The 23,502-nt window shown below is 30.1% G+C and carries 25 protein-coding genes; 19 read left to right on the top strand and 6 right to left on the bottom strand.

Annotated elements, in window-relative coordinates:
* The first annotated feature begins 32 nt into the window (after nucleotides 1–32).
* The gene (locus ACTF56_RS02565; protein ID WP_438965345.1) at nucleotides 33–710 is read left to right on the top strand and encodes a Crp/Fnr family transcriptional regulator; all 678 of its coding nucleotides are present in this window, start codon (nucleotides 33–35) and stop codon (nucleotides 708–710) included.
* Between the two features lie 31 nt (nucleotides 711–741).
* Here the strand turns inward: ACTF56_RS02565 and ACTF56_RS02560 are convergent, their stop codons facing one another.
* A complete protein-coding gene (locus ACTF56_RS02560; protein WP_438965344.1) occupies nucleotides 742–1,047 on the bottom strand; it encodes a rhodanese-like domain-containing protein in 306 nt (101 codons plus the stop codon).
* Between the two features lie 133 nt (nucleotides 1,048–1,180).
* Between ACTF56_RS02560 and ACTF56_RS02555 the strand changes: the two genes are divergently transcribed.
* The 3 genes from ACTF56_RS02555 to ACTF56_RS02545 are packed head-to-tail and all read left to right on the top strand — an operon-like array spanning nucleotide 1,181 to nucleotide 2,873.
* Nucleotides 1,181–1,636, top strand: coding sequence for a MarR family winged helix-turn-helix transcriptional regulator (locus ACTF56_RS02555; protein WP_438965343.1), 456 nt, complete (start codon nucleotides 1,181–1,183; stop codon nucleotides 1,634–1,636).
* Nucleotides 1,637–1,640: 4 nt separating this feature from the next.
* Complete coding sequence (locus tag ACTF56_RS02550) at nucleotides 1,641–2,276, top strand: NAD(P)H-dependent oxidoreductase (RefSeq protein WP_438965342.1); 636 nt, start codon at nucleotides 1,641–1,643, stop codon at nucleotides 2,274–2,276.
* Between the two features lie 30 nt (nucleotides 2,277–2,306).
* A complete protein-coding gene (locus tag ACTF56_RS02545) occupies nucleotides 2,307–2,873 on the top strand; it encodes a YceI family protein (protein ID WP_438965341.1) in 567 nt (188 codons plus the stop codon).
* Between the two features lie 92 nt (nucleotides 2,874–2,965).
* Here ACTF56_RS02545 and ACTF56_RS02540 read toward each other — a convergent pair whose 3' ends face one another.
* Complete coding sequence (locus ACTF56_RS02540) at nucleotides 2,966–4,012, bottom strand: WD40/YVTN/BNR-like repeat-containing protein (protein ID WP_438965340.1); 1,047 nt, start codon at nucleotides 4,010–4,012, stop codon at nucleotides 2,966–2,968.
* Between the two features lie 180 nt (nucleotides 4,013–4,192).
* Between ACTF56_RS02540 and ACTF56_RS02535 the strand changes: the two genes are divergently transcribed.
* The 3 genes from ACTF56_RS02535 (at nucleotide 4,193) to ACTF56_RS02525 (ending at nucleotide 7,901) form a co-directional block, all read left to right on the top strand.
* The gene (locus tag ACTF56_RS02535; RefSeq protein WP_438965339.1) at nucleotides 4,193–5,482 is read left to right on the top strand and encodes a hypothetical protein; all 1,290 of its coding nucleotides are present in this window, start codon (nucleotides 4,193–4,195) and stop codon (nucleotides 5,480–5,482) included.
* A 114-nt stretch (nucleotides 5,483–5,596) separates the two neighbouring features.
* Complete coding sequence (locus ACTF56_RS02530; protein ID WP_438965338.1) at nucleotides 5,597–6,811, top strand: RsmB/NOP family class I SAM-dependent RNA methyltransferase; 1,215 nt, start codon at nucleotides 5,597–5,599, stop codon at nucleotides 6,809–6,811.
* Between the two features lie 10 nt (nucleotides 6,812–6,821).
* Nucleotides 6,822–7,901 carry an endonuclease gene (locus ACTF56_RS02525; RefSeq protein ID WP_438965337.1) on the top strand — a complete coding sequence of 360 codons (1,080 nt, stop codon included), beginning with the start codon at nucleotides 6,822–6,824 and terminating at the stop codon, nucleotides 7,899–7,901.
* Here ACTF56_RS02525 and ACTF56_RS02520 read toward each other — a convergent pair.
* Nucleotides 7,898–8,629, bottom strand: coding sequence for a biotin--[acetyl-CoA-carboxylase] ligase (locus ACTF56_RS02520; RefSeq protein WP_438965336.1), 732 nt, complete (start codon nucleotides 8,627–8,629; stop codon nucleotides 7,898–7,900). The genes ACTF56_RS02525 and ACTF56_RS02520 overlap by 4 nt on opposite strands.
* Nucleotides 8,630–8,714: 85 nt before the next feature.
* On the opposite strand from ACTF56_RS02520, the gene rsfS reads away from it, so the two are divergent.
* The 8 genes from rsfS to ACTF56_RS02480 all read left to right on the top strand — a co-directional run bounded on the left by rsfS (nucleotide 8,715) and on the right by ACTF56_RS02480 (nucleotide 15,458).
* Nucleotides 8,715–9,083, top strand: coding sequence for a ribosome silencing factor (gene rsfS, locus ACTF56_RS02515; protein WP_438965335.1), 369 nt, complete (start codon nucleotides 8,715–8,717; stop codon nucleotides 9,081–9,083).
* 6 nt (nucleotides 9,084–9,089) lie between these two features.
* On the top strand, nucleotides 9,090–11,027 hold the full coding sequence (gene ftsH, locus ACTF56_RS02510; RefSeq protein ID WP_438965334.1) for an ATP-dependent zinc metalloprotease FtsH: 1,938 nt from the start codon (nucleotides 9,090–9,092) through the stop codon (nucleotides 11,025–11,027).
* A gap of 98 nt (nucleotides 11,028–11,125) precedes the next feature.
* Nucleotides 11,126–11,719: a lactate utilization protein B/C gene (locus ACTF56_RS02505; protein ID WP_438965333.1), complete on the top strand. Its 594-nt coding sequence runs from the start codon at nucleotides 11,126–11,128 to the stop codon at nucleotides 11,717–11,719.
* A 1-nt stretch (nucleotide 11,720) separates the two neighbouring features.
* The gene (locus ACTF56_RS02500; protein ID WP_438965332.1) at nucleotides 11,721–12,536 is read left to right on the top strand and encodes a phosphatidate cytidylyltransferase; all 816 of its coding nucleotides are present in this window, start codon (nucleotides 11,721–11,723) and stop codon (nucleotides 12,534–12,536) included.
* Between the two features lie 6 nt (nucleotides 12,537–12,542).
* Nucleotides 12,543–13,193, top strand: a complete 651-nt coding sequence (locus ACTF56_RS02495) for a phosphatidylserine decarboxylase family protein (RefSeq protein WP_438965331.1) — start codon at nucleotides 12,543–12,545, stop codon at nucleotides 13,191–13,193.
* A 6-nt stretch (nucleotides 13,194–13,199) separates the two neighbouring features.
* Entirely contained in the window at nucleotides 13,200–13,496 is a 297-nt protein-coding gene (locus ACTF56_RS02490; RefSeq protein ID WP_438965330.1) for an acyl-CoA-binding protein, read from the top strand.
* A 106-nt stretch (nucleotides 13,497–13,602) separates the two neighbouring features.
* The gene (locus ACTF56_RS02485; RefSeq protein ID WP_438965329.1) at nucleotides 13,603–14,376 is read left to right on the top strand and encodes a superoxide dismutase; all 774 of its coding nucleotides are present in this window, start codon (nucleotides 13,603–13,605) and stop codon (nucleotides 14,374–14,376) included.
* Nucleotides 14,377–14,384: 8 nt separating this feature from the next.
* Nucleotides 14,385–15,458 (top strand): hypothetical protein, encoded by a 1,074-nt coding sequence (locus ACTF56_RS02480; RefSeq protein ID WP_438965328.1) that lies wholly within the window; start codon nucleotides 14,385–14,387, stop codon nucleotides 15,456–15,458.
* A 4-nt stretch (nucleotides 15,459–15,462) separates the two neighbouring features.
* On the opposite strand, the gene ACTF56_RS02475 is transcribed toward ACTF56_RS02480, so the two are convergent.
* Together ACTF56_RS02475 and ACTF56_RS02470 are read right to left on the bottom strand one after the other, a co-directional pair.
* On the bottom strand, nucleotides 15,463–16,509 hold the full coding sequence (locus ACTF56_RS02475; RefSeq protein ID WP_438965327.1) for an RluA family pseudouridine synthase: 1,047 nt from the start codon (nucleotides 16,507–16,509) through the stop codon (nucleotides 15,463–15,465).
* Complete coding sequence (locus ACTF56_RS02470; RefSeq protein ID WP_438965326.1) at nucleotides 16,502–17,149, bottom strand: PASTA domain-containing protein; 648 nt, start codon at nucleotides 17,147–17,149, stop codon at nucleotides 16,502–16,504. Before ACTF56_RS02470 ends, ACTF56_RS02475 begins: the two co-directional genes overlap by 8 nt.
* A gap of 172 nt (nucleotides 17,150–17,321) precedes the next feature.
* Here ACTF56_RS02470 and ACTF56_RS02465 point away from each other — a divergent pair, with 172 nt between their 5' ends.
* The 3 genes from ACTF56_RS02465 (at nucleotide 17,322) to ACTF56_RS02455 (ending at nucleotide 20,715) form a co-directional block, all read left to right on the top strand.
* The gene (locus ACTF56_RS02465; RefSeq protein WP_438965325.1) at nucleotides 17,322–18,311 is read left to right on the top strand and encodes a D-alanine--D-alanine ligase; all 990 of its coding nucleotides are present in this window, start codon (nucleotides 17,322–17,324) and stop codon (nucleotides 18,309–18,311) included.
* A gap of 76 nt (nucleotides 18,312–18,387) precedes the next feature.
* Nucleotides 18,388–18,843, top strand: a complete 456-nt coding sequence (gene coaD / locus ACTF56_RS02460; RefSeq protein WP_438965324.1) for a pantetheine-phosphate adenylyltransferase — start codon at nucleotides 18,388–18,390, stop codon at nucleotides 18,841–18,843.
* 336 nt (nucleotides 18,844–19,179) lie between these two features.
* Nucleotides 19,180–20,715 (top strand): SulP family inorganic anion transporter, encoded by a 1,536-nt coding sequence (locus ACTF56_RS02455; RefSeq protein WP_438965323.1) that lies wholly within the window; start codon nucleotides 19,180–19,182, stop codon nucleotides 20,713–20,715.
* Between the two features lie 84 nt (nucleotides 20,716–20,799).
* Here ACTF56_RS02455 and sucC read toward each other — a convergent pair whose 3' ends face one another.
* Entirely contained in the window at nucleotides 20,800–21,993 is a 1,194-nt protein-coding gene (sucC, locus tag ACTF56_RS02450) for an ADP-forming succinate--CoA ligase subunit beta (RefSeq protein ID WP_438965322.1), read from the bottom strand.
* A 268-nt stretch (nucleotides 21,994–22,261) separates the two neighbouring features.
* On the opposite strand from sucC, the gene lysA reads away from it, so the two are divergent.
* On the top strand, nucleotides 22,262–23,467 hold the full coding sequence (gene lysA, locus ACTF56_RS02445; protein WP_438965321.1) for a diaminopimelate decarboxylase: 1,206 nt from the start codon (nucleotides 22,262–22,264) through the stop codon (nucleotides 23,465–23,467).
* The last annotated feature ends 35 nt before the right edge of the window (nucleotides 23,468–23,502 follow it).

The raw sequence follows: 23,502 nt of genomic DNA, 5'->3' as shown, positions 1-23,502 counted from the left end.
ATCTTTGAAATCAGAATAAATAGTAATTATTTATGAGTAAATGTGAGCAATGTATAGTTAGACAATTTAGTTCATTAAAAGCCCTAACTAAAGATGAATTAATAAAAATGGCAGATTGTAAGACTTCTTATACCATTAAGAAGGGTGAGCCTATTTTTGAAGAAGGAGAAACCGTTAATGGTGTTTATTGTGTGAAGGAAGGTGTTTGTAAAATGACAAAACTGAGTGACAACGGTAAAGATCAAATTGTAAAATTGGCTAAACCAGGAGAACTTTTAGGCCAACGTTCAATGATAAGTGATGAAGCAGCAAATTTAAGTGCAATTGCTCTAGAAGACATGCAAGTATGTTTTATACCAAAATCAGAAATTATGGGTTTTTTCAACGAAAACAATCAATTTTCAATGAATGTTATGAAAACTATTTGTGAAGATTTAAAAGAATCTGACATACACATGGTCGATATGGCTCAAAAAAATGTAAAACAACGTTTGGCTGAAACCTTACTATATTTAGAAGAAAACTTCGGAGTTAATGAAGATAAAAGCTTAAAATTACAATTATCACGTGAAGAATTAGCAGGAATGATTGGAACTGCAACAGAAAGTTGTATAAGATTGCTTTCAGAATTCAATAAAACGGGTTTAATTGAATTAACCGGAAAAAAAATTACGATTACAGATAAATCCAAATTAAAAAGAATTTCATAAAAAAAGAGCTAATTTTAATTAGCTCTTTTTTTTATTCAACTGGTCCATCCCATTGAGACATTCCTCCTAATAAATTGTGTGCAGTTTCAAAACCCAACTGGTTCATTATACCACAAGCTTGAGCACTTCTTCCTCCTGCAGCACAATAAACATAGTAGTTTTTGTTTTTATCTAATTCTTCTAACAAGTAAATAAAACCTTGTCCTTTATAAATATCTATGTTAATAGCTCCAGGAATTTTTCCACTGTTGAATTCATCATCTGTTCTAACATCAAGTATCACAGCGTTTTCATCAGCTAAAAAAGTATTCCACCATTCTTTTTGTTCTAAATTCATAAATTTAATATTTTATTGACAAAGGTACACTCAAAATTAGTATTTCAAAAATTTAACAAAAATTTAATCAACACTTGTATATACAATTAAATAAAATACTACATTTGTACTGTTAATATTTGTATATACAATTATGAAAATTGAAGACATCATAAAAAGTAATTCACCAATAGCTTTAGAAAAGAAAACATTACTAAACATCATGTATTCTCATAATGTTATTGGCGAAAAATTTAATGAAGTATTAAAACCCTTCGATTTATCAGTAGAACAATTTAACGTATTACGAATTCTAAGGGGTAAAAATGGAAAATCTGCCAACATGTGTGACATTCAAGAACGCATGATTGCAAAAACAAGTAACACTACTCGATTAGTAGATAAATTATTATTAAAAGATTTTGTAACACGTGAAATTTGTCCAAACAACAGACGAAAAATGGAAATAACCATTACACAAAAGGGTTTGAACGTTTTAAAAGAATTAGACCCTTTAGTAATCAGTCATGAAGTAAGTTTTACACAAAATTTAACTCAAAAAGAATTAGAAACTTTGAACGAATTATTAGAAAAATTTAGAACTATATAAAATTATGAATACATTTTTAGAAAATCAGAATTGGCGTTATGCTACCAAAAAATTTGATGCTACCAAAAAAATTTCTGCAGAGGATTTAAACATTTTAAAAGAGGCTATTCAATTGAGTACATCGTCTTACGGTTTACAACCTTACAAAGTTTTAATTGTTGAAAATCCTGAAATTAGAGAACAATTGAAACCATTTTCATGGAATCAAACTCAAATAACCGAAGCTTCCCACTTGTTTGTTTTTACAAATTTTATAGATGTTGAAGAAAGTGACATTACAGATTATTTAAACAACATTGCTACAACAAGAGGTTTAAAAGTTGAAGATTTAAAAGGCTATGGAGATATGATGATTGCAAATGTTGTATCAGGTTTAACTTTAGAACAAAAATCAATTTGGACTGCAAAACAAACGTATTTAGCTTTAGGAAACTTAATAAATGTTGCCGCAGAATTAAAAATTGACGTAACACCAATGGAAGGTTTTCAACCTGAAAAATACAACGAAATATTAGGCTTAGATAAATTAGGACTTAATGCTTCTTTAGTAGCAACTATTGGATATCGACATGAAGAAGATGCGTCACAACATTATCCAAAAGTTAGAAAACCAATGAACGAATTATTTGTAACTATATAATTAATAATCAATTAACTAAAATAATTAAACATGAAAAATTTAAAATCTTTAACATTTGCATTATTTGCATTTGTTTCAATCACAACAACAGCTCAAACTACTACAAAAATTGATGCTACAAAAAGTACAATAAACTGGGTTGGAGAAAAAGTAACTGGTAAACATGAAGGTACTGTAAATTTAAAAGAAGGTGCTTTAGTATTTAAAGAAAATAAATTAGTTGGTGGAAGTTTCACTGTAGATATGACTTCAATTGCAGTTACAGATTTAGAAGGTGGAATGAAAGGTAAATTAGAAGGACATTTAAAAGCAGATGACTTTTTTGGAACGGATAAATTCGCAACTTCAAAATTAGAATTCAAAAAAATTGCTACAAAAGAAAATAATACCTACACTATTTATGCTGACTTAACAATCAAAAATAAAACTAATGAAGTTGTTTTTGACATTGTTGTAAAAGACAAAACTGCGAATGCAACGGTAGTTATTGACAGAACAAAATATGGTATCGAGTACAAATCAGGAAGTATATTTGATGGTTTAGGTGATGCTGCCATTAGTGACGATTTTACTCTAAAAGTGGCTTTATCGTTCTAAAAAATAAATGGGAAAAATTGCTATAAAAAAAAGGCTATTTACATAAAGTAAGTAGCCTTTTCTATTTTAATGTAATGCGTTTTACTTACTAATTATTCAGAAAAAATAAGTCGTACTATTTTATTTCTTCCAGCTGCAAATGCTGTTTTAGCATCTAAAAATCTTATCGTATATAAATCTTTATCTTCATTTAATTGCACCCATGAATTGCCAAAGTTATTAGAATAATAAATTCCGTTGGCTCCTACTGAAACGAGTGAATTTCCTTCACTATTTGGAACAAATTGCACGCAAGAACCATAACCAAATCCTTGTCCATCAGCAACCAATTTCCATGTTTTTCCACCATCAAAAGTAATGGCTTTGTTACTGAAATTATCATTCGGTTTTTCATAATTTCCTCCAGTTATAAATCCGATTGTATCATTATAAAAATCTGCCGAAAAAATTCCAGTCATCGCTTCACCTTGAACAATGGGAGTTTCAAAAACTTGCCAATTATTTCCAAAATCTTTACTAACAAAAACTCTAGATTTTTTTCCTCCAGAAACCATAAATGATTTTGATTTTTTTAATATTAAATTCGAATTACTCGCTGCAAATGCTGCTTCTCCTTCTACTACTTTTGGCAAATCGTTACAACTGACTTTTCTCCAAGAATTTCCTCCGTCATTGGTAATTATAACGGACAAACAGTCTTCTGTAGGATCACCTATTGCCATTCCATTTAATTCGTCTTTAAATTGCATGGAATCATAAAAAACTTTTTCATTTATTTCAGAATATACAATTTGTTGCGAATTATTTTTTTTTGAAATTTTATAAACAATTGCAGGATTGGCAACAGGTAACAAGAAAATAAAATCTTTAGTTTGAGCTAGACTTCGTATTTCATTTACAATAGTATCTGCTTGTATTTTATAGTTTAAAACTTCATTAGTTTTTAAATTTATTTTTCCATAATTACCATTATCACCAGCATACCAAAGGTAATTTTCATCAGTTAAAATAGCTCTAATACTAATTTTATCCTCAACTAAGATTTTGCTTTCAACTTTGGTATAATTATAGCTTAATTTCTTTTGTGATGTGCAAGAAAACAATAAAAAAAGGAGACTTAAACATGGAATAATTTTCATACTAATTTTGTTTTGGGTAAAGTTAAAAATAGTAATTATAAAACAACACTATAAACTATAAATTTTTAGTTTGCTGATTTTCAATATCATAAGTTTACTTAATTTACTTTGGCACGAAAATTGGTTTGATTTAATAGAATGTAAAAATTCAAACTTATTAGTAACTTAATACTATATATTATGAAAAATTTATTTACTCTTGCCCTATTGTTTAGCTTGACAAGTTTATTTGTTGTTGCTCAAGATAAAACAACCGTTACAGCCAATTCATCTGAAATTAGCGATAATTTAGATTTAAGAGCTATTGCAACTATATTTGGAGAAGCTTCTAATTTAGAAGACTTTGAAAAAAGAATCAACGATCCAAAAGCACAAATTAGTAATTTGGACTTAAATGATGATAATTATGTAGATTATTTAAGAGTAATTGAGTCTATTGAAGATAATGTTCACTTAATCATTATTCAATCTGTGATTGACGAAGATAAATACCAAGATATAGCATCTATTGAAGTTGAAAAAGATAAAGACAATAATGTTCAAGTTCAAGTAGTAGGTGATGTTTATATGTATGGAGACAATTATATTTATGAGCCTGTTTATGTAACAAGACCGATAATTTATTCAACTTTTTGGGTAAATAATTACAATCCATATTATTCAAGTTGGTATTGGGGATATTATCCTAGTTATTACAGTTTTTGGAATCCTTTCCCAATCTTTAGATACAGAAATCACATCAACGTTTATATTGGAGGTTATGGGCATGTTTATAACTATGTCAACGTAAGAAGATGCCACGTAGCTTATAACAGTTACTACGGAAGAAGATCAAATGCTTATGAAGTTAGATATCCTAATCGCTCTTTTAGAAGTAGAAATGCAACGGTATCTAATCGTTATGAACTAGATAATACCCGAAATACAAGAACTGTTAACTCCAGAGAAAGAGGTGATACAACACCAAGAATTGAAACTTCTAGAAATGAAAACACAGTTAGAGAAAACAATACAAGATCTGAAAGTAATACGGATAACAATGGTGTAAGAGGAAATGGTTCAACAAGAAATGAAACTGTAAGAACGGATGCGCCTTCTGTAAAACCAACAAGAGAAAATACTACTGTAAGAGAAAATGGTTCAACAAGAAATGAGACTATTAAAACTGAAGTACCTACAAGAAGCGAAACTATTAAAACAAAAACTCCAACAAGAGTGGAAACGCCTTCTGTTAGAACTACAACTAAAGAATCTAGTCCAACAAGAACCACAACTCCTAAAGTTGTAAGTCCTTCAAGAAGCACTACTACACCAAAGGCAACAACTGCTCCATCAAGAAGTGCCTCACCAAGAACTAGTTCGCCTTCAAGAAGTTCAACTCCAAAAGCGACAACTCCATCTAGAAGTTCTTCTCCAAGTTCAACTGGAAGTTCTTCAAGAGGTACATCTTCAAGAGGTGGAAGAGGTTAATTAATGCCCATTTAATATTTAAGAAAAGGCTACTAATGCAGTAGTCTTTTTTTATGTTCAAAAATTTACAAAAACCCATTATTAATAGTATCTTTGCCAGCTGATTAATTAGAAATGAGATTACATAGAAATTTAGTATTTACGGTCATTGATTCACTAATGGCTATCTTTAATGAAGGTGCGTATGCCGATAAAATGGTTGCATTGGCTTTAAAAAAAGACAAACGTTGGGGAAGCAGTGACAGAAAATTTGTGGCCGAAACCATCTACGAAATTGTTCGTTGGAAAAGGTTATATACCGAAATTGCAGAAGTAAAAGATCCTTTTTCAAGAGATGATATTTGGAGAATTTTTGCCGTTTGGGCTGTTTTAAGAGGTATAAAACTACCCGATTGGAAATATTTTGAAGATACTCCTACAAGAAAAATAAAAGGTCGTTTTGACGAATTAACCAAAATTAGAAAATTCAAGCAAGCCATTCCAGATTGGATGGATGAATTAGGTTTAAAAGAATTAGGACAAGAAGTTTGGGAAAAAGAATTAACCGCTCAAAACGAACAAGCTAAGGTAATATTAAGGGTAAATACTTTAAAAACTACCAAAGAAAAGTTACGTGCCATTTTAATGGATCACGATATTGAAACGGAATTTTTAAAAGATCAACCTGATGCATTAGTCCTTAAAGAAAGAGCTAATGTGTTTATGATTCCTGCGTTTAAAGAAGGTTTTTTTGAAGTTCAAGATGCCTCATCACAATTAGTAGCATACTTTTTAGATGTTAAACCAGGCATGCGCGTAGTTGATACTTGTGCAGGTGCAGGTGGGAAAACACTTCATTTAGCCTCTTTAATGGAAAATAAAGGCCAATTAATCGCTATGGATATTTATGAAAGTAAATTGAAACAACTAAAAATTCGTGCCAAAAGAAATGGTGTTTTTAACGCTGAATATCGAGTTATTGATTCTACAAAAGCCATTAAAAAACTTCATGAAAAAGCCGATAGAGTATTAATTGATGCTCCTTGTAGTGGTTTAGGCGTTCTAAAAAGAAATCCAGATAGTAAATGGAAATTGCAACCCGAATTTATAGACAATATCAAAAAAGTACAAGAAGAAGTACTAACAAATTATTCTAAAATTGTAAAACCTGGTGGTAAATTGGTTTATGCTACATGTTCCATCTTACCTTCTGAAAATCAAGAACAAGTGAAAAAATTCTTAAGCTCTGAACAAGGAAAAAACTTTACTTTTGTTAAAGATTCAAGTATTCTAGCGCATCAAACTGGCTTTGATGGCTTTTACATGGCTTTATTAGAAAAAAAAATATAATTATTAAGAAATGAAAAAAACTTACTTTTTTATACTATTATTTAGTGTAACAATTTGTTATTCTCAAAGTGGCGCACCTGCATCACCTTATTATAATGGATTTAATTGGAATCAAACAGGAACTGCTTTAAAGGATGCATTATCTTCTAAAATTACTACAACTCATACTACAACTTTAACTTACAGTCAAGTATGGGAAGCCTTGAAAATTGTTGATTTAGATCCTACAAATTCATCAAATGTTCAATTGGTTTACGGATGGGAAAATGGATCTGATAGTGATGTTACCAATGATAGAACTAGAAATAAATTCAATAACGGTGGTGCAGTTGGAGAATGGAACAGAGAACATGTTTTTCCTCAATCATTAGGAAATCCTGAATTAGGTCAATCTGGACCTGGTGCAGATGCGCAAATGTTAAGAGCTAGTGACGTACAAAGAAATGGCACAAGAGGAAATAGAAAATACGCAGCTGGTTCAGGCATTCAATCAGCAACTGTTGGAGTAAATTGGTATCCAGGTGATGAATGGAAAGGAGATTGTGCAAGAATTATTATGTATATGTATTTAAGATATGGCAGCCAGTGTTTACCAACTTATGTAACCGCAGGTAATACAAATGCTACTGATTCCAATATGGTTGACTTATTATTACAATGGAATGCAGAAGATCCAGTTTCCACTTATGAAGACAATCGAAATGCTTATTTGGGAAATGTAAACAATACTTATGGTCAAGGAAATAGAAATCCATTTATTGATAATCCTTATTTAGCAACAGTAATTTGGGGTGGTCCAGTAGCAGAAAATCGTTGGCCATCTATATTTTTATCTGCTGAAAATTTCACAAATCTTAACGACATTTCGGTTTACCCAAATCCAGCAAATGACAATAAAATAAATATTGAAACTGAAATAGAATTAAATGAAATTCAATTAATTAACATAAACGGGCAATTAATTCAAAGTATTTCTAAACCTGTTTTATCTAACAATACTTTCAGCTTAGAAAATTTAAATTCAGGATTCTATTTATTAAAAATTAGTTCTGATAACGAATCAATTACAAAAAAAATACTTGTAAATTAATATAACATTTTAATTTCTTTAAGAGCAAATTCATTTATCGTATCATCTTCCAATAAAACTTGAAGTTTACCATATTTTGAAACTCCTTTAATAATTCCCATAAATTTTTGTTGATTCAAATCTTCAAAAGTTGTGGGAATTTCTTTTTTAAACAAAACATCATGATAAATATTCCAAATTTCCTCATTTCTATTCGACTTGATTAAAGCTATTTTTTGTTTAAGCTCTTTCAAAATTAAATCCAAAACTACATCTAGATCAAAGAATTTATTTTCTAAAATGGATAAAGATGTAACTTTAGGTAAATCAACAAAAAAATCTTGATTCACATTCAATCCAATCCCAATTACAGAGGAAATTTCACCGTCATGATGGATATTATTTTCAATTAAAATTCCAGCAATCTTCTTTTGGTCTGCCATAATGTCGTTTGGCCATTTAATAGCACATTTTCGATTTGTCAGTTGATTTAAAACCTCAAAAACGCTTAATGAAACCGCTAAATTTAGACTGAAAATATCATTATTATCTACAATTAAATCTTTAACTAAGACACTAAAGGTTAGGTTCTTATAGTCATCTGATTGCCAAGAAGTATCCAGTTGTCCTCTTCCCTTTTTTTGGCATTTTGTTACCACAACAGTATAGTTATCCAAATATTGATTTCGCATTAGTTGCTTTAAATAATCATTAGTTGAGTTTGTGGCATCTAGTTTGATGATATGCATTGAAGTAAAATATTTTTTGTAAACTTTTGTTAACGTTCAAATGTAAAGACAAAATTTGGTAAATTTGCATAAACTAAAAAATTAAATGGCAGTTAAAAAAATAAGTAATGATGATTTAATAGCAAACATCATTAAAGGAATTGAAGAAGTTAAAGGGAATGATATTGATATTTTAGATTTAAGAGCTATCGACAACACCGTTTGTGATTACTTTATAGTTTGCAACGGAAATTCAAATACACAAGTCAATGCAATTGTAAATTCGGTTCAAAAAATAGTTTCCAAAGAATTAAAAGATAAACCTTGGCATGTCGAAGGTTCTGAAAATGCTGAATGGGTTTTGATGGACTATGTAAATGTTGTAGTACATGTTTTTCAAAAACACATCAGAGAATATTACAACATCGAAAGCTTATGGGGTGATGCAAAAATAATTTCAATAGAAAACAAGTAATAAAATATGTCAGAAGATAAAAATAAAAAGCCTTTTTTCAAATTTAGTCCGTTATATATAATATTTTCAATTATTGCTTTTTTTGCCATAATGCACTTTGCGAGTGGTGACATTGACTTAAGCAATCCAAAGAAAACTAATTTATCTAACTTTAATAAATTTCTTGATTCCAATCAGGTACAAAAAGTTGTTTTTAACAAAACTAAAGCTAAAATTTATTTAAAAAAGACAGCTTTAGAATTAAAAGAACATGATAAAGCAAAAACCAATGTATTGAATAAATTAGATACTATTGGTCCACATTATTTTGTAGAAATCGGAAATGAAGAACTTTTCGAAAAAACATTACAAGAATATGGTAAAAAGAATAACCTTCAGTATGAAAAAGAAGAAGATAGCTATTTTGGAGAATTATTAATTTCCATTTTACCTATTTTACTACTAATTGGTGTTTGGATTTTCTTCATGAGAAGAATGTCTGGTGGTTCTGGTGGCGGTGGCGGACAAATATTTAACATCGGAAAATCGAAAGCTAAATTATTTGACGAAAAAACAGATATCAAAACTACTTTTGAAAATGTAGCAGGACTTGAAGGTGCTAAAGAAGAAATCCAAGAAATTGTAGAATTCTTAAAAACTCCTGAAAAATATACCTCTTTAGGTGGAAAAATTCCAAAAGGTGCCTTGTTAGTTGGTCCTCCTGGAACAGGAAAAACATTATTAGCAAAAGCTGTTGCTGGTGAAGCAAAAGTTCCGTTTTTCTCTTTATCTGGATCAGATTTTGTAGAAATGTTTGTTGGAGTTGGAGCTTCACGCGTTAGAGATTTATTCAAACAAGCTAAAGAGAAATCTCCTTCAATAATATTTATTGACGAAATTGATGCTGTCGGAAGAGCTAGAGGAAAAAGTAATATGTCGGGCGGAAATGACGAAAGAGAAAATACGCTTAACCAATTACTTACCGAAATGGATGGTTTTGGTACAAATACTAACGTAATTGTTTTAGCCGCTACAAATAGAGCCGACGTTTTAGATAAAGCGTTACTTAGAGCCGGTCGTTTTGATAGACAAATTTATGTCGATTTACCAGACATTAGAGAACGTAAAGAAATTTTTGAAGTACATTTAAAACCTTTAAAAAAATCAGAAGAATTAGATACTGAATTTTTAGCTAAACAAACTCCAGGATTTTCGGGAGCTGACATTGCAAATGTTTGTAATGAAGCCGCATTAATTGCTGCACGAAATAATAAAAAAGCTGTAGATAAACAAGACTTTTTAGATGCTGTTGACAGAATCATTGGTGGATTAGAAAAGAAAAACAAAATCATTACCAAAGAAGAAAAAAGAGCTATTGCAGTACATGAAGCAGGACATGCAACAGTAAGTTGGATGTTAGAACATGCAGCCCCTTTAGTTAAGGTAACTATAGTACCTCGTGGTCAAAGTTTAGGTGCAGCTTGGTATTTACCAGAAGAAAGACAAATTGTGCGTCCAGAACAAATGCTAGACGAAATGTGTGCTACAATGGGTGGTCGTGCTGCCGAAAAAGTAATGTTTAACAAAATTTCTACTGGTGCATTGAGTGATTTGGAAAAAGTTACAAAACAAGCTAGAGCAATGGTAACTATATATGGTTTAAATGAAAAATTAGGAAATATTACCTATTATGATTCATCAGGACAAAGTGATTATAACTTTTCTAAACCTTATTCAGAAGAAACAGCTAAAGTAATTGATAGTGAAATTTCAATACTAATTGAAGGACAATACCAAAGAGCTATAAAATTATTACAAGATAATAAAGATAAACTGAATCAATTAGCAGATATTTTAATTGAAAAAGAAGTTATTTTTAAAGATGATTTAGAAACTATTTTTGGAGTTAGGGATTTTAATAAAAACTTAAATACTGATTTGGATACTAATTCAGATTTAGCATAAGGTTATTAACAATCGTTTATTAATAAAAAATCTTAATTTGTATTTAATATGAATTAAGATTTTTTACCTTTGATAGAATTCCAAAATCCAAACTGTAAATGAACTTATTTAGAAAAATATTTGGATCAACTTCTGATGAAGATAAAAATGAAGAAGAAGGAAAATTTGCTCCTCAAATAAATATTCCTGTTGATGAAAAGTTTACTACTAATTTTAAAAAAAATGGTGGTAAATTTTTGTACTGTGAGGACTTGAATGAAATAAGAGAACAATTTTTAAATATACTAGAAGAAAACGATTGGTTTGAAAGTGAAGTACTTTGCTATGAAACTAAGCTTTTTTCTTTATTGGATGAAAATAAGTTAGTTTACAAAAATGTTCAAAATCCAAAATTTTTCTTTACCATTTGTGAGGATTTAATTGCTGATGATGGTTCAATTTTATTTTCTTCAAAACAATTCAAACAATATAAAGCTAATGAAATTCCTTGTGATATGGTTGTTTTTGCAACAACTAGTCAACTTGTAGGAAATAAAAGTGATGGCTTAAGAAATATCAAAAAAAGATACGACAAAGAATATCCTTCAAACATTACCACAATTAAATACTTTGAAAAAACAAAAGAAGAAGACTTTTTACATTATGGTAGCAGTCATAAAAATCTTTATTTGTTACTTCTAGAAGATTTATAAAATGAACGAATCACTAACCAGATTATTATCGGGTATAGTTTATATATTTTTGCTAATATTTGCTATTTCCTTCACTACCAATAGTTTCTTTTTGCTGTTTGGAGTTTTTATGGTAATAGCCATTTATGAATTTTGCAACTTAGTTCAAATTTCAAAAATAGTTCCTCTTGCAATTGGAGCAACCATCTATTACTTTTTTACATTTGGTGGTTTAGAACATTCAACTCTTATCTTAAGTTTATTAGCAATAACAATTATCTGTTCTATCAAAGCAATGCTTTTTTTGTTTTCCAAGCACACAACTTCTTATACTCTTTTTGATAAATTTTTTTATTTAATTGGTTACATTATACTTTCTTTTCTATTCATTACCAAAATTCCATTCGGAATCAAAGGTTACAATCCTAAAATCATTCTTGGAATATTTATTCTCATTTGGACCAACGATACGTTTGCCTATATTGTTGGTAAATCGATAGGAAAAAATAAACTTTTTGAAAGAATTTCTCCAAAAAAAACTATTGAAGGATTTGTAGGTGGATTACTATTTAGTATTTTAGCAGGCATAATCATTTCAAAATTTTACATCAATTCGTCTCAAACATATACCATGTACTTATGGATTGGAATTGCAGTAATTGTAAGTATATTTGGGACAATTGGTGACTTAATAGAATCCAAATTCAAAAGAGTTGCCAACGTTAAAGATAGTGGAAAAATCATGCCTGGTCATGGTGGTGTTTTAGATCGATTAGATAGTATTATATTTGCAGCACCATTTGTATATTTGCTTTTTCAAATTTTAAACTTAATATAAAATCATATGTTTCATAAAGAAGGTTCAAAAATCATTTTAATTGCAGTAGTAATTACTGTAGCTTTATTACTTTTATCTGATACAATAACCGATATTTTTTGGATACAAAAAGTGATTCAAGTTTTCGCTTTATTTTTATTAATTATGGTACTTCAGTTTTTTAGAAACCCTAAAAGAGAAGTTGATAATAGTGACAATCATATTATTGCACCAGTTGATGGAAAAGTTGTAGTCATTGAAGAAGTATTTGAACCTGAGTATTTTAAAGACAAAAGATTAATGGTTTCCATTTTTATGTCACCAATAAATGTACACGTGACTCGTTATGCTTTAAATGGAATTGTAAAATACAGTAAATACCATCCAGGAAAATATTTAGTAGCATGGCATCCAAAAGCTAGTGAAGAAAATGAACGCACCACTGTAGTCATCAATAATCGTATTTATGGTGAAGTAATGTATCGACAAATTGCAGGTGCATTAGCTCGAAGAATCGTAAATTATGCACAAGAAGGCATGAGAGTAGTTCAAGGAAAAGATGCTGGATTTATCAAATTTGGTTCTAGAGTTGATTTATACTTTCCAATTGGAACACCTATCGATGTGCAATTAGGTCAAAAAGCTATTGGAGGAAAAACTGTAATTACCAAAAAATAAATGGAGTTGGAAAACGAAGAATTAAACATCTTATTTGATCAAGCTTTTGAAGATGCTTTCAAAATCCCAAAAGAATCTGTACCTCCAAACGTACAATTAGTTCTTTATGGATTGTACAAACACGCAACATCTTCAAGACCATCTAATAATAATTATGTACAAGATGCTTCTCAAGATGCCAACGATTTAAAAAATGCTTTTAAAATGAATGCTTGGCTTCAAGTTAAAAACCTTACCACTGATGAAGCTAAACAGGAATACGTTGACCTTATCAATAAATTACTTAAAGAAAGAAATCTTTAGTTTTATTTTTTATATATGAAATCGCAATTAACAACTTGTTCATTGCAAAAATACCAGTCAGTAAAACGGTACCATATATGACCTCTAAAAAATAAATTTTACATATATGAAAAAAATACTACTCTTATTCATAATAGGTTTAACAATCACTTCTTGCAAAAAAGAAAAAGTTTTGGAAGAAGTAAAACTTCCTAATCCTGAATTGATTGACGAATCAATAAGCAAATTCGGAAATCCTGCAAGTGTAAAAACTAGCGATGGGCCATTTAAAATGAAAGGTTTAAAATATCAGTACGATGATTTAGAACCTTATATTGATGCCAAAACTATGGAAACACATTATGCAAAGCATCATTTAGGATATGCCAATAAATTAAATACTTCTATAAAAGAAACTGATTTAGAAGAAAAAACAATTGAAGAAATTCTATCTAAACTGGATTTAAAAAATCAGTATTTAAAAAATAATGCCGGTGGTTATTACAATCACAACTTATTTTTTGAAATTTTAAGTCCAAAATTAAATACAAAACCATCAGGTGCATTTGAAAAAGCTATTCTTACCGATTTTGGTTCTTTTTACGAATTAAAATCCAATTTAATAGAACAATCCAACAGCTTTTTTGGTTCGGGTTGGATTTGGATTGTGGTTGATAAAAAAGGCAAACTATTCATTACACAAACCACAAACCAAGACAATCCTTTAATGCCAAATGCAACTGTTAAAGGCACACCAATATTTGCTTTTGACGTTTGGGAACATGCCTATTATTTAAAATATCAAAATAGAAAATCGGACTACATTGAGGCTGCTTTTAAAGTAATTAATTGGGAAGTTGTTTCAAAAAAATACGAAGAAGCTTTAATTCCTAAAGAATAAAAATCAAAATGAAACAACTATTATTACTAACTTTTATATCTTTTTTTCTTTTTTCATGCAAGAAAGAGAACGCTACAACTAACGAAACTTCTGATGCTGGTAACGAATGGACTTTTTATGATTTGAACAGTAACGTAAAATCATTTTCTGATTATACCACAACCGATTCAACATCTACAACAAACGTAAGAAATTTTGAAAATTCTTTCTACGCAGATATTTCTTTAAAATTTGATTCTAATGGAAAACTAATTGAAAAAATTATTTTTAAAGAAGATGGAAGCATTTCTGAAAATCAAACTTATGACGGAAAAGATAAATTATTGAGCAAAAGACAGTTTACTTCTAACAATGAATATATTGATACTAAATATTCTTGGGAAAACAATAAAAATACATTAATTACAAAAAGAAACCAAGACGGAAGTTTATTTGATAAAGAAGTATTTTTATACGATAATAATCTTTTAGTTGAACAACAAAAATTTAATAGCAAAGAAGTTTTAACAAATCGATCAACTTTTACATACAACTCTAACAATCAATTAGTTGTTGAAAAGATTTTTGAAAACAAAGAAGTTATTCAATCTAGTTTTGAATATGATTACGATAACAATGGAAATAGAGTTTCTGAAAGCAAATTAGACAATAACCTTGATGTAATTTATAGAACGATTTACAAATACCAAAACGGATTAATCGTAGAAGAAGCAACCTACACGAATGGAGATAAATTAGAAAGTCAAATTAAGAGAACTTTTGATTTTAAAAATAGATTAATTGTAAAAACTATATTTGATTCTTTTGACAATTCAACTGATAAAGAAGAATTTGGTTATGACGATAATGACAATACTATTTCATGGAAAGTATATAAAAATGAAAAACTTTTATCACAAACAACTTATATTTTTGATGAAAAAAATAATTTAATCAATGAAATTACTTTGGATGGAAATGATAAAATAACCAATACAAAAATCATTGATTACCTATACGACAACAAATCTAATTGGATAAATAAAAGAACTACCATTAACGGGAAAACATTTTTTACTTCCAGAAAAATTGAATATTATTAATAATTTATTCTTCTAAGGTATCGTAATCATTAGCCGTTGAATAAGTCTTCCACTTTTCAATACAAGCTACAATATCATCAGGAATTTGAGAATCAAAACTCATAAATTCTTTTGTAGTAGGATGTTGGAATCCTAACGTTTTAGCGTGAAGAGCTTGTCTAGGTAAAACTTTAAAACAGTTATCGATAAATTGTTTGTATTTTGTAAAAGTAGTTCCTTTTAAAATTAAATTTCCACCATAACGTTCATCATTAAATAATGTATGGCCAATATGCTTCATGTGCACACGTATTTGATGTGTTCTACCAGTTTCTAATTTACAAGAAACCAGAGTAACATAACCAAAACGTTCTATAACTTTATAATGCGTAACAGCGGGTTTTCCTTTATCTTCGTCCAAAAAGACAGCCATTTGCATTCGGTTACTAACATGTCTATCTATATTTCCTTCAATGGTTCCTTCGTCATCAATTACGTTTCCCCAAACCAATGCAATATATTCTCTGTCAGAAGTTTTTGCAGCAAATTGCTTCGATAAATAAGCCATAGCGTGTTCTGTTTTAGCAACCACCAATAAACCCGAAGTATCTTTATCAATTCTGTGAACTAATCCTGGACGTTCAGAACTGTTCATAGGTAAATTTTCAAAATGAAAAGCCAATGCATTAACTAAGGTTCCCGTATAATTTCCATGACCTGGATGAACAACCATTCCTGCTTCTTTATTGATAACAATCAGTTGATCATCTTCATAAACAATATTTAACGGAATGTTTTCTGGACCAATTAAATTTTCATAAGGTGGATGCGTCAACATCATACGAATTACATCGTTAGGCTTTACCTTATAATTGGATTTTACAACTACGTCATTTACAAAAATATGTCCTTGTTCCGCAGCGGATTGAATTTTACTTCGAGTGGTATTCTCAATAAAATTCATTAAAAATTTATCAATTCTTAGAGGAACTTGCCCTTTGGTTACTTCAAATTTATAATGTTCGTATAAAGCATCGTCATCAAAATCTTCTATTGTTTCATTTTTAATCATCTTGTCCTATATTTGGAGCATCTAAATCAATATCATCGATAGGAGCATCACTAATTGTATCTAATTTTTCTAAATCGTCTTGCGTAAACACACGTTTTCCGTCACCTAAAACAAAATCAATAACCGAGTTTTTTAAAATCTTGTCTCCTTTTTTTAAAGTTTTTCCATTATTTTTTACTTCTAAAACTAAGTCTTTTGCTAGATTTGGTTTATATTCAACTGTACCTTCTCTTAAACCTAAAGCTCTAATTGTTGCTTGTAATTGGCGGTATGTTTTTTCTTTTAAATCGGGCATTTTAATAATTTCATAACCACCAGCATTAATTTTTACATAAATGGAACGACCGTCTTTTACATATTCACCCGATTTAGGTTCTTGTTCTACTATTGAAAATGGAGGAAAAGATTTATTGTAATCAACTGTGTCTAAAATAGCAATTTCTAAACCTAATTCTTCTAATTTAGTTTGAGCTACCTCTAACTTCATTGAATCTAAATCTGGGACACTTATTTTTTCACCATGTCGAGTTCTATAGTCAAGAAAATTGATTAGTAAAAACAGTAAAATAGCAACAATAATAAGTGCTAATAACATTTGTCTGATAAATGCGCCACTCTTTAAAAATTGTATTATTCTCATAAAAATTAATTTTAGCAAAGATATAAATTTATAGTTTGATTTACCTATCAAATAATAACCACAAAAGTACCATTTTATTATTTGTTCAATTATTTTTAATAAAACCGCAAATCCTAACCATCAAATAAATAAATTATGATATTTTTGTATAGAAGTATATATTCAATTTTATATGAACATAGCAGTTGTAATGGGTGGATATTCTGATGAATCAGTAATTTCACTAAGAAGTGGTCAGTTAATCTTAAACAATTTAGACAAAGAAAAATATAACATTTATGAAATTCATATTTTGTTAGAAGGTTGGTATGCCATTTTAGAAGGAGAAAAATTTCCTATTAACAAAGCTGATTTTTCATTTTTTGATGGATTTTCAATCACACATTTTGATGTAATTTTAAATACAGTTCACGGAACACCAGGAGAAGATGGCCATTTACAAGCTTATTGGGAATTATTGGAAATTCCGTATGCAGGCTGTAACTACTATCAGTCTAGTTTAACTTTTAATAAGCGAGATACATTATCAGTTCTATCAAAATTTAATATTTCAAGAGCCAAATCAATATATGTTTCTGAAGGAAATATCGATTTTAGTTACGAAGAAATTGTTGCTGATTTAGGCTTGCCTTTTTTTGTAAAACCCAATCAATCAGGAAGTAGTTTAGGAATTTCAAAAGTAAATTCTAAAGAAGAATTTGAAAAAGCATTACTTTTTGCCTTTGCAGAAGACAAAGATATTTTAATTGAAAGCTTTTTAGACGGAATGGAAGTATCGGTTGGCGTACTCAATTATAAAGGAAAAACAACTGTTTTAGGCATTACTGAAATTGTTTCTCACAACGATTTCTTTGATTATGAAGCCAAATATTTAGGAAAATCTGAAGAGATAACTCCTGCTAGAATAAGTGATGAAATGACAGAAAAAGTCAAAAAAACAGCTATAAAAGTTTATGATTCCTTACGAATGAAAGGTTTTTCAAGGGCTGAATATATCATCATGAATGATGAACCTCATTTTATTGAAATCAATACCAATCCCGGATTGAGTCCACAAAGTATATTTCCACAACAAGCAGCTTATGCCAATATTTCCATGAGTAATTTGCTAGACAGCGAAATTGAATTAGCTTTACAAAACAAACCTATTTGGAAGAAATAAGTAATTAATGGTTAATAGTTTATTGTTGATAGTTTTAACCATGAACTATTGACTACAAGCAACAAACTTAAAAAAAATGAAAAAAGCCATTTTCCCAGGATCGTTTGATCCAATAACCAACGGACACTTTGACATCATTAAAAGAGGTGTTTCTCTATTTGATGAAGTAATTGTAGCCATTGGAGTCAATGCTGAAAAAAAATATATGTTTTCCCTTGAAGAAAGAAAACGCTTTATAGAAGAATCTTTCAAAGACGAACCTAAAGTAAAAGTGATTACCTATACAGGTTTAACGATAGATTTATGTAAAAAAGAAAAAGCCGAATTCATTCTAAGGGGTTTACGAAATCCAGCTGATTTTGAGTTTGAAAAAGCCATTGCTCATGCCAACAGAACCATGTCTAAAATAGAAACTGTATTTTTATTGACAGCTGCTAGAACTTCCTATATTTCATCAAGTATCGTAAGAGACGTTTTAAGAAATGGTGGTGATGTTTCTAAAATGGTTCCTGATTCAGTTTTGAAAAAATAGAATTTTGGAGTACAAAGTCTCTCGAAGTATGACTCAGAGTTGCGCAAAGTTTTTTTTGAAACCACATAGGCACATAGATTTTTTTAGATTGAGTTGAGAAGCTTTGCTTTACATAGTTAAACATAGGTACTTTGTAAACTTTGCGAAAAACTTAGCCCCTTTGGGTTAAAAGATCCGTAAAAATCTGCTAAATCATTGTCATCCTCGTTCCATTTCTCAGATTTCTCCAATTTCTTCAATCTGTATTCCAAAAAACTTCATTGCAAAAGTAGCTTCAATCTTTAAATTGAAAACCTTACCTTTGCCGCTTAATTTTTTTTATAAGCCCAAATTATAATGCAAAAAGTACTCAATCTTTTCGATTTCAAACAAAAAATAGATTATAAAACCGAAGTTTTAGCAGGTTTAACCGTTGCTATGACTATGATTCCGGAATCGTTATCGTTTGCTATTTTAGCAGGTTTTCCACCTTTAGTTGGCTTGTACGGAGCTTTTATCATGGGAATAATCACCGCTATTTTTGGTGGTCGTCCTGGATTAATTTCTGGAGGTGCTGGAGCAACTGTAATCGTTTTAATTGCTTTAATGAATTCTCACGGTTTAGAATATGTCTTTGCCGCAGTTGCTATGGCTGGAATTATACAAATTGTAGTAGGAATACTTAAATTAGGTAAATTCATAAGACTAGTACCACAACCTGTAATGTTTGGTTTCGTAAATGGTTTAGCTGTGATCATCTTTATGTCGCAATTAGAACAATTTAAAACTATAGTAAACGGACAAAGTGAATTATTATCAGGTTCAGCACTATATATCATGGCAGGATTAGTAGCTTTGACTATTGCGATTATTATTTTATTTCCAAAGATTACTAAAGCTGTTCCGGCTTCGTTGGTTGCTATTATTGTAGTTTTTGCAGTTGTACTGATTTTTAATATTGATACTAAACAAGTTGTGGATATTGCTTCTGTCAGTGGAAGCCTTCCTCCTTTTCATATTCCTGAAATTCCTTTTACGTTTGAAACGCTTAAAATCATTTTACCTTACGGTTTAATTATGGCTGCTGTGGGTTTAACAGAAGGTTTATTGACTCTAAATTTAGTTGATGAAATTACTGGAACAAAAGGAAACAGTAACCGTGAATGTTTAGCACAGGGAACTGCCAATATTGCCAACGGCTTTTTCTTTGGTATGGGTGGTTGCCCTATGATAGCACAAACTTTAGTAAATTTATCATCAGGTTCAAGAGCTAGATTATCAGGAATCGTAGCTGCATTGACTATTTTAGCTATCATTTTATTTGGAGCACCTGTTATAGAATTGTTACCAATGGCAGCTTTAACAGGAGTGATGATTATGGTGGCTATAGGAACCTTTGAATGGGCTAGTTTCAAAGCTTTTACCAAAATGCCTAAGCATGATATATTTGTAATGCTTGTGGTAACATTAATCACTATTTTTATGCATAATTTAGCTCTTGCAGTTTTAATTGGAGTAATTATATCTGCATTAGTTTTTGCTTGGGAAAGTGCTAAACGTATTAGAGCTCGGAAATATGTTGACGATAAAGGCATCAAACATTATGAATTATTTGGTCCTTTATTTTTTGCTTCAACAACAGCTTTTTCAGAAAAATTTGACGTTCAAAATGATCCAAACGAAATAATTATTGACTTTGCAGAAAGTAAAATTACCGACATGAGTGCCATTGATGCTGTGAACAAAATAACCGAACGTTATGCTGCAATAGGTAAAAAAGTACACTTAAAACATTTAAGTAACGATTGTGTTGATTTACTTAAAAATGCAGAAGCAATTATTGATGTAAATATTATGGAAGATCCTACTTACAAGGTGGTTCCAAAAAAATAAAATAGGATTTTTATTATATAAAAATAATTTAAAAAAAATCCCAAGCCTAAACTTGGGATTTTATATATGTTTAAATAAAACTAATTAAGAAAGAGCTGCTTTTACTTGATCTGCAGCTTCTTGAAATTGTACTGCTGATAAAATTGGCATACCTGAATTATCAATTAATTCTTTAGCAATTTCTGCATTAGTACCTTGTAATCTTACAATAATTGGCACATTAATAGCATCACCCATGTTTTTATAAGCATCAACAACACCTTGCGCTACTCTATCACAACGAACAATTCCTCCAAAAATATTAATTAAAATTGCTTTTACATTTGGATCTTTTAAGATGATTCTAAAAGCAGTTTCTACACGTTTAGCATCAGCTGTTCCACCCACATCTAAAAAGTTAGCTGGTTCAAAACCTGCATATTTAATTAAATCCATCGTTGCCATTGCTAAACCAGCACCGTTGACCATACATCCTACTGTACCATCAAGGTCAACATAGTTTAATCCAACCTCTTTAGCTTCAACTTCAATCGCATTTTCTTCTCTAACATCGCGCATAGCTTCAATACTTTTTTGTCTGTATAAAGCGTTGTCATCAATATTTACTTTAGCATCAACGGCCATGATTTTATCATCCGAAGTCTTTAAAACTGGATTAATTTCAAACATAGAAGCATCAGAACCAATGTAAGCATTGTATAAAGAGGCAACAAATTTTACCATTTCTTTAAAAGCATTTCCGCTTAATCCTAAGTTAAAAGCAATTCTTCTCGCTTGAAAACCTTGTAATCCGACAGCAGGATCAATTTCTTCAGTAAAAATTAAATGAGGTGTATGCTCAGCCACTTCCTCAATATCCATTCCACCTTCTGTAGAATACATAATCATATTTCTACCAGTAGCTCTGTTTAAAAGTACTGACATATAAAATTCAGAAGTTTCACTTTCACCAGGATAATAAACATCTTCAGCAACCAAAACCATGTGTACTCTTTTACCAGCAGCAGATGTTTGAGGTGTAACTAAATCCATTCCAATAATTTGTCCAGCAATTTCAGCCACTTGGTCTAAATTTTTAGCCAATTTAACTCCACCACCTTTTCCTCTTCCTCCAGCATGAACTTGAGCTTTGATTACGTGCCAACCTGTACCCGTTTCTTCCGTTAACTGTTTAGCTTTAGCAACTGCTTCTTCAGCATTGTTAGCAACATGTCCTCTTTGAATGCGAACACCGTAACTCGCTAATATTTCTTTACCTTGATATTCGTGTAAATTCATAATTTATATATCGATTATACTATTTTAAAAAGTGATACAAAAATAGAAAACTATTCTCTAACTGACTAACGATTTGTATTTTTTTTATTTGAAGCTATTTCCAGCCATCCACTGTATCTTTTGCTTTAAAAAAAAGCAAAAGGATGCCGTTCCTGTCTGGGCTAGAACAAATGTATTAAAATAACAAATTGTTATATTTTGTTAATATTTGTAAATTTTATAAAATATATAGATTTTAATTTTACTTTTGCACCAATAAAAAAAGAATATGAAAACACAGGAATTAGTTCAATTATCAGAAGAATTTGGAAGTCCATTATACGTTTATGATGCTAAGAAAATAGAATCACAATACAAAAGATTAACTAATGCATTTAGTAAAGTAGAACGTTTTAGAGTACATTATGCCGTTAAAGCCTTGTCAAACCTATCCATACTTAAATATTTGAAAAGTTTGGGTTCTTGTTTAGATACTGTTTCAATTCAAGAAGTACAATTGGGATTGCATGCTGGTTTTCAACCCTCTCAAATTATTTATACTCCAAACGGAGTTTCCATGGAAGAAATTGAAACTGTAGCACAATTAGGAGTTCAAATTAACATTGATAATCTTTCTATTTTAGAGCAATTTGGAACTAAACATCCTAAAGTTCCTGTTTGTATTCGTATAAATCCACATGTTATGGCTGGTGGAAATGCTAATATTTCTGTGGGTCATATCGATAGTAAATTTGGAATTTCAATTCACCAATTGCCTCATTTATTACGTATTGTTGAAAATACAAAAATGCACATCAACGGTATTCACATGCATACAGGTTCAGACATTTTAGATGTTGGCGTGTTTTTGTATGCAGCTGAAATCTTATTTGATACGGCAAAACATTTTAAAGAATTAGATTTTATAGATTTTGGAAGTGGATTTAAAGTTCCCTACAAAAAGGATGATATTGAAACTGATGTAGAAGAGTTCGGAAAAAAATTAACCAAACGCTTTTTAGCTTTTGAGAAAGAATATGGTCGTGAATTGACATTAGCATTCGAACCAGGAAAATTTCTGGTAAGTGAAGCTGGTTTCTTTTTAGCAAAAGTGAATGTTGTAAAACAAACTACTTCAACTGTTTTTGCTGGAATTGATTCGGGTTTTAATCACTTGATTCGTCCAATGCTTTATGGTTCGCAACATCATATTGAAAACATATCCAATCCAAAGGGAAAAGAACGTTTTTACTCTATTGTGGGTTACATTTGCGAAACGGATACCTTTGCCAACAACCGAAGAATTTCAGAAATTACAGAAGGTGACATTTTATGTTTTAGAAATGCAGGTGCTTATTGTTTTTCAATGGCTTCAAATTATAATTCTAGAGTAAAACCTGCAGAAGTTTTATGGTTGAATGGAAAAGGACATTTAATTCGTGAACGAGAAACTTTTGAAGATATCTTGAGAAATCAGGTAGAGATTAGTTTTTAAGAAAGACTATATGTAAAATAAAAACACGATTCAAG

Origin of the sequence: Flavobacterium sp., assembly GCF_965657075.1 — a bacterium.
GTDB lineage: Bacteria > Bacteroidota > Bacteroidia > Flavobacteriales > Flavobacteriaceae > Flavobacterium.
This window is presented reverse-complemented; position numbering and strand designations above follow the sequence as displayed.

Bases quoted from the DNA above. Each gene is read 5' to 3' on its own strand.
- ACTF56_RS02565 (WP_438965345.1), top strand. From the start codon at position 33: ATGAGTAAATGTGAGCAATGTATAGTTAGACAATTTAGTTCATTAAAA.
- ACTF56_RS02560 (WP_438965344.1), bottom strand. From the start codon at position 1,047: ATGAATTTAGAACAAAAAGAATGGTGGAATACTTTTTTAGCTGATGAA.
- ACTF56_RS02555 (WP_438965343.1), top strand. From the start codon at position 1,181: ATGAAAATTGAAGACATCATAAAAAGTAATTCACCAATAGCTTTAGAA.
- ACTF56_RS02550 (WP_438965342.1), top strand. From the start codon at position 1,641: ATGAATACATTTTTAGAAAATCAGAATTGGCGTTATGCTACCAAAAAA.
- ACTF56_RS02545 (WP_438965341.1), top strand. From the start codon at position 2,307: ATGAAAAATTTAAAATCTTTAACATTTGCATTATTTGCATTTGTTTCA.
- ACTF56_RS02540 (WP_438965340.1), bottom strand. From the start codon at position 4,012: ATGAAAATTATTCCATGTTTAAGTCTCCTTTTTTTATTGTTTTCTTGC.
- ACTF56_RS02535 (WP_438965339.1), top strand. From the start codon at position 4,193: ATGAAAAATTTATTTACTCTTGCCCTATTGTTTAGCTTGACAAGTTTA.
- ACTF56_RS02530 (WP_438965338.1), top strand. From the start codon at position 5,597: ATGAGATTACATAGAAATTTAGTATTTACGGTCATTGATTCACTAATG.
- ACTF56_RS02525 (WP_438965337.1), top strand. From the start codon at position 6,822: ATGAAAAAAACTTACTTTTTTATACTATTATTTAGTGTAACAATTTGT.
- ACTF56_RS02520 (WP_438965336.1), bottom strand. From the start codon at position 8,629: ATGCATATCATCAAACTAGATGCCACAAACTCAACTAATGATTATTTA.
- rsfS (WP_438965335.1), top strand. From the start codon at position 8,715: ATGGCAGTTAAAAAAATAAGTAATGATGATTTAATAGCAAACATCATT.
- ftsH (WP_438965334.1), top strand. From the start codon at position 9,090: ATGTCAGAAGATAAAAATAAAAAGCCTTTTTTCAAATTTAGTCCGTTA.
- ACTF56_RS02505 (WP_438965333.1), top strand. From the start codon at position 11,126: ATGAACTTATTTAGAAAAATATTTGGATCAACTTCTGATGAAGATAAA.
- ACTF56_RS02500 (WP_438965332.1), top strand. From the start codon at position 11,721: ATGAACGAATCACTAACCAGATTATTATCGGGTATAGTTTATATATTT.
- ACTF56_RS02495 (WP_438965331.1), top strand. From the start codon at position 12,543: ATGTTTCATAAAGAAGGTTCAAAAATCATTTTAATTGCAGTAGTAATT.
- ACTF56_RS02485 (WP_438965329.1), top strand. From the start codon at position 13,603: ATGAAAAAAATACTACTCTTATTCATAATAGGTTTAACAATCACTTCT.
- ACTF56_RS02480 (WP_438965328.1), top strand. From the start codon at position 14,385: ATGAAACAACTATTATTACTAACTTTTATATCTTTTTTTCTTTTTTCA.
- ACTF56_RS02475 (WP_438965327.1), bottom strand. From the start codon at position 16,509: ATGATTAAAAATGAAACAATAGAAGATTTTGATGACGATGCTTTATAC.
- ACTF56_RS02470 (WP_438965326.1), bottom strand. From the start codon at position 17,149: ATGAGAATAATACAATTTTTAAAGAGTGGCGCATTTATCAGACAAATG.
- ACTF56_RS02465 (WP_438965325.1), top strand. From the start codon at position 17,322: ATGAACATAGCAGTTGTAATGGGTGGATATTCTGATGAATCAGTAATT.
- coaD (WP_438965324.1), top strand. From the start codon at position 18,388: ATGAAAAAAGCCATTTTCCCAGGATCGTTTGATCCAATAACCAACGGA.
- ACTF56_RS02455 (WP_438965323.1), top strand. From the start codon at position 19,180: ATGCAAAAAGTACTCAATCTTTTCGATTTCAAACAAAAAATAGATTAT.
- sucC (WP_438965322.1), bottom strand. From the start codon at position 21,993: ATGAATTTACACGAATATCAAGGTAAAGAAATATTAGCGAGTTACGGT.
- lysA (WP_438965321.1), top strand. From the start codon at position 22,262: ATGAAAACACAGGAATTAGTTCAATTATCAGAAGAATTTGGAAGTCCA.